The 5,266-nt window shown below is 44.0% G+C and carries 5 protein-coding genes; all 5 read right to left on the bottom strand.

The features are described 5' to 3' along the window. A partial coding sequence (locus tag SPADD19_RS03340) for an ABC transporter ATP-binding protein (RefSeq protein ID WP_061455200.1) occupies positions 1-1,416 on the bottom strand: 1,416 nt, incomplete at its 3' end. Beyond that, positions 1,403-3,157, bottom strand: a complete 1,755-nt coding sequence (locus SPADD19_RS03335; protein ID WP_061455199.1) for an ABC transporter ATP-binding protein — start codon at positions 3,155-3,157, stop codon at positions 1,403-1,405. The genes SPADD19_RS03335 and SPADD19_RS03340, both read right to left, overlap by 14 nt. A gap of 1 nt (position 3,158) precedes the next feature. After that, the gene (locus tag SPADD19_RS03330; RefSeq protein WP_241496449.1) at positions 3,159-3,842 is read right to left on the bottom strand and encodes an MmcQ/YjbR family DNA-binding protein; all 684 of its coding nucleotides are present in this window, start codon (positions 3,840-3,842) and stop codon (positions 3,159-3,161) included. Between the two features lie 85 nt (positions 3,843-3,927). Beyond that, positions 3,928-4,563 (bottom strand): copper homeostasis protein CutC, encoded by a 636-nt coding sequence (locus SPADD19_RS03325; protein WP_061455197.1) that lies wholly within the window; start codon positions 4,561-4,563, stop codon positions 3,928-3,930. 21 nt (positions 4,564-4,584) lie between these two features. Then, on the bottom strand, positions 4,585-5,187 hold the full coding sequence (locus tag SPADD19_RS03320; protein ID WP_061455196.1) for a hypothetical protein: 603 nt from the start codon (positions 5,185-5,187) through the stop codon (positions 4,585-4,587). Between the last annotated feature and the right edge of the window lie 79 nt (positions 5,188-5,266).

Genomic DNA, 5,266 nt, shown 5'->3' with positions numbered 1-5,266 from the left:
ATGGTCATAGCCACCAGGTAAACTCTCAATAAAGTCTGCCACATCCACAAATGCAGCTGCTTGTCGGATTTCCTCATCTGTCAATTCTTTATGGTACATCCGGATATTAGAAGCAATGGTTCCATGATAGAGGAAGGGTTCCTGCAACACTAGACCAATGGACTTGCGCAAGGCTTCCTGGCTATAGTCCTTGATATCCTGTCCATCAATCAAGACCTGGCCACGATCAAATTCATAAAAGCGCATGAAGAGATTGATAATAGAGGATTTACCAGAACCAGTATGACCAACAAAAGCGATGGTTTGTCCGTTTTTGACCTCAAAGGAGATATCTTTTAGGACATCCCTTTTGCCATCATAAGAAAAAGATACATGGTCAAAGCGAATATCTCCCCGCTCGATTTCTTTCAGGCTACCAGCTTGCTTGGGCTCATAGTCGTCTCGATCCATCATCTCAAAGACACGACCTGCAGAAATGGTTGAGGTCTGCAAGGTTGCAAAATTTTGAGTGACATCAATCAAGGGCTGGAAAAGCTGGCTAACATACTGGATAAAGGCATAGATAAGACCTGCTGTAAAGCCAGAGGACTGCCAATTTAGGCCGAAAAAGGTTAGAATAACCGCATAAGCCAGAACCTGTAACAGGGTCATAGCTGGCCTCAAAAAGAGGGAATTGACATCCACAGATCGGTTGGCGTAATCCAAATGTTCCCCATTAATCTGTTCGAATTCATCCGTCAAGCGTTTTTCTTGACGAAAGGCCTGCACGATCCGCATTCCTTCAATGGATTCCGATAATTTTACATTGATATCTGATAATTTTTGTCGGGTCATCTTGACCAAGCGATTGGATAACTTGCGATAGAGACGGATGGAAAACCAAATGATGGGAAGAAAAGGCAGGATCCAAATGGTCAAATGCCAGTCCAAGCTAAACATGGTTACTAGAGTGACTAGAAAGAGTAAAAAGGATGAAACCAGGCTTGAAAAGACCGTAGAAAACATATCTGCGACTGCCTGTGTATCATTGGTCACCCGCGAGACAATCGAACCTGCTGCTGTCTGGTCATAAAAGGACATGCCCAGCCTTTGAAGATTTTGGAAAATATCTAAACGGATATCTCTTACGATAGAATTGGATACACGCGCAAAGGTTAACTGACTCAGATAAGTTGCCAGCACGCGCCCAATGAATAAGCCATAGTATAGAATGAGAAACTGAAAAGCTGTCAGTACTGGAGAGCCGGCTTCTGTTGGATCCACTAGGTGGTCAATATACCAGCGAGCTGCAAGAGGGATCGCCGTCAATAACAGACTAGTTAGAAAGGTAAAGGCTAAGGCTAGGGCCGTTAACCATTTATAACGCCACATGTAAGTCAAGAGCCGCTTCATCACATGAGCTTCAGATGTTTTCATTCAGCTTTCCCTCCATTTCTTCTGATAATTGTTGGGCTTGATAGGTTTCATAGTACCAACCTTTTTGAGCCATTAATTCCTCGTGATTTCCTCGCTCCTTGATCTGTCCATTCTCCATTACCAGAATCAAATCCGCATGAACGATCGCTGATAGGCGATGGGCTGTGATGATCGTTGTTTTCCCCTTGCGTTCCTGCTTCATATTTTCAATGATTTGGTGTTCTGTCTTAGCATCTACTGCAGACAGGGAATCATCTAAGATCAAGATCTCAGGATTCATGACCAAAGCACGACTCATGGCAATCCGTTGCTTTTGCCCGCCAGAAAGAGAGACCCCTCTCTCTCCCAGCACTGTCTCCATCTGGTCTGGCATGGCCAGAATATCCTCATAGACTCCACAAGTTCTCAGAGCCTTCATCACCTCTTCTTCCTGGATCTGTGGATCTGAAAAAGCTACATTCTCGCGAATGGTCATGGCAAAGAGGATCTGATCTTGAGGGACGTAACCGATCAAGCTTCGAAGATCTTCTAAGCGATAATGTTTGATGGAGATCCCATTTAACAAAATATCTCCCTGCTCCAAGTCATGCTCTCTGAGCAAGAGACGCAACAAGGTGGTCTTTCCAGATCCAGTTGGTCCTACAATTCCAAGGGTTTGCCCTTTTTCTAAATGAAAGGCAACCTTCTCAAGGACAGGCTCTTTCTCATAGGCAAATTCTTTAATGTCATATTCTAGATCTCCGTTTTGGATGTCTGTGACTGGTTGACTTGGATCTTGGATATCAGGTGTTTCTGCTAAAAGTGTCTCAATCCGATCATAGGAGACGCTAGCCCGCTGACTAATATTAAACAAGAAGCCCATGGCTTGAAGGGGCCAGACGAGCATATTAAGGTAGGTAATAAAAGTTACGATTTGTCCAACCGTCAGGCTCCCTTCCTGAACAAATAGCCCCCCGAAGTAGAGCGTCAAAACATAGGAGAGACCGACAAAAAGAAGAGTGGTCGGATCAAACAAAGCATTGTAACCGGCTGAAGTCATATTCTTTGAAAAAACCATTTGATTGGTTTTTTCAAAAGCCCGAATCTCATCTGCCTGAAAGCCAAATGATTTAGTCACCTTGACTCCTGATACTGATTCCTGAACAAAGTTGTTCAGCTCTGAGAAGCCTTCTTGGGCTTCTTTGAAGGCTTTGTGGTTTTTGCGCCCAATGGCTGAAGTCACTACCACCATAACCGGTAGGGGCAAAATAGCCAAGAGGGTTAAGCGCCAATCAATCATGAAAAACATGCTGACTAGAGTCACCAAGGCCGTCACGGAAGCATCCACTGCAGACATAACGCCGCCACCAGCAAACATGGTTACCGCATTGATATCATTAGTAGCATGGGCCATGAGATTCCCTGTCCGATAACGCTGATAAAAAGACGGAGACATGAGCGTAAATTGCTGAAACAAACGGTAACGCAAGATCCGAGCCAACTTATTAGCCGTCCCAAAAATATAGCGTCTCCAGACAAAACGAAGACCATACATGGCTAGAGCTGCGAGGACCAAAAGGGCGATATCCACAACTAACTGCCCCAGTGTCAGCCTTCTTTTATCGATCAAATCGATCACAAGTCCCATGATTCTTGGAGGAATGAGGTTTAAAAAACTAACCAAGATCAAGGACCCTATCCCGATCAAGTATCGCTTCTTCTCTAAATTAAAAAACCAAGATAATTTCCTCAACAGATTCATCTTATTTCCCCTTTTTGGTGAGTTGCCAGCTACTATCCACTAGAGCAAACAACTCCTCATCAGCAATTGTTCCATCTAAGGGGATACTCACCCAATATTTTTTATTCATATGAAAAGCTGGATAAATCCCTTTCTGCTGGATGAAATGGGCTACTTGGTCAGACTTGACATTTAAGACTTCTATTTTCCCAGACTTGCCAGCATCCAGTTTTTTCCAATCAATGGTCATAAAGACACCATACCACTTGAGGGTGTCTCGGTGGCGAATGGCACCGGATTCCGGAGATTTCTCCCACAAATACTCAATCGTTCCCTGATAGTGCAGGGAGATATAGGCCATGAGACGCTTGGCTTGAGGATAGAGAAATTCTTCTACCTCAAAACAAGCTTGGCGGATTCTTGCAAGACTTTCATGACAGGCTTCCCTGACTTGGCCAACAAAATTTCCTTGTAGCTGTTCCTGATGGATCTGGATATACTCGTCTCCTGTATCCTGATCATAGACCTGAAAAGAAATCTTATGGTCGTAGACCTGGACCTTTAAGAGAAAAGTGTCAGATAAGACTGGGCACTGGTACTCATAGCCTGCTTCTCTCTTTTCAAATCCATAAGCCAATCCCTTTTCTGGCTGAAAGGTGTAGCGGTCAAAATAATGCTCTAAAAACATTTCCTCTCCCTTATTCATTTTTGCACTAGAAGAGGCTGGAAACAACGTCCCCAACCTTGATAACGGATCTTCAAAACTACTTCAAGCAGTGATCGTTTCTTTTTTAAAACACGATGCGAGTGCCATGCAGTTGACAAACGCCCAATTGCTCCAAAAAGAGCTGACGATTATCAAGGGTCACACCCCCACCTGGCAGGATCTGAATCTTTCCCTTAGCCGCATCTAATAAACGATGATAGTGTGCAAAACGTTGCTCGAGTGTGGCACCTGGATTTCCAGCTCGTGTTAAAATGCGGGCCACACCTTTATCAGAAAGCCACTCAATCGCTTCTAGCTGATCTGTATGAGCTAACTCATCAAAGGCCATATGAAAGACCACCTCTGCCTCTCCACAGGCTGCTAGTAAAAGTTGCATGACCCTCTGGTCCAACTTTCGATCACTCGTCAGCGCACCCAGTACAAAAGAAGTAACCCCTATTTCTTTCGCAGCACGAATATCCGTCAGCATAGCTTCGACTTCCAGCTCAGTGTAGACAAAATCGCCACCACGGGGCCGGATAATAACACATAGATCCACGGACTTCTCTCTTGTCAGTTTGATTGCTTCATTGATCACACCTATACTCGGTGTAGTCCCGCCTACTGCCAGGTTGTCGCACAGTTCAATGCGACCTGCCCCAGCAGCTATCGCCTTATCAATATAAGTTAAATTCTCTGCACAAAATTCAAAGACAAGCATGACAACTCCAATTACAAAGACTTAAAACAAGGATATACTAACAGTTACCTTCGCATTGCCATTTTCCACTCTCGCTTTTGAGATACTATAGGCTGCTTGAGGAATCTCAAGGGTGATTTGATCACCATTCACTGTAAAGCCGCCTCCATTTTGATTGGATTGATCCTTCAAATAATTGAGAACCAAGAATTTTGGAAAGGGCATTTTCCCTAATTTAGCACCGGTTACGGTCAAATTCATGACATTGTTTTCAACTTGACCGGTCATGGTTAAATCTAGATAGCTATCAACTGGCCCTAAGGAAACAGGAACTTTGACGTGAAGGTCATTGCCATCCATTCCTAGTGCCATCTTTTGATAGTCAGAATTGTCAAGGGCAGAACCAGCACTTGTTTTTACGACCTGACTCAATTGCACAGAATTGAGACTCAGCTCAGTTGAGAGTCCTTCGGTGCTCACAGAGGCATTTGAAACAGCATTTTGAGCTAGCTCAATCAAAGAACTCCCTGCCTGCACATTTCTCAGCTGCTCCCCTTCAGGAATAGATCCAGGAACCAATAGGACCACTAATAAAATAAATAAAACGATCACCATGCCAATCAGGCGTCTCATCCACTTAAACATCTGCTCCTCCAATACGTGAAAAGTTGTATTCTTATTGTACCCTAAATCTAAAGAAATTGCGACTAAGAGGAGCCTTTAC

This window comes from Streptococcus parasanguinis, from assembly GCF_001578955.1.
Classification (GTDB): domain Bacteria; phylum Bacillota; class Bacilli; order Lactobacillales; family Streptococcaceae; genus Streptococcus; species Streptococcus parasanguinis_U.
Note: the sequence above shows the minus strand (reverse complement) of the source record. Positions and strands in the feature narration are given on the sequence as shown.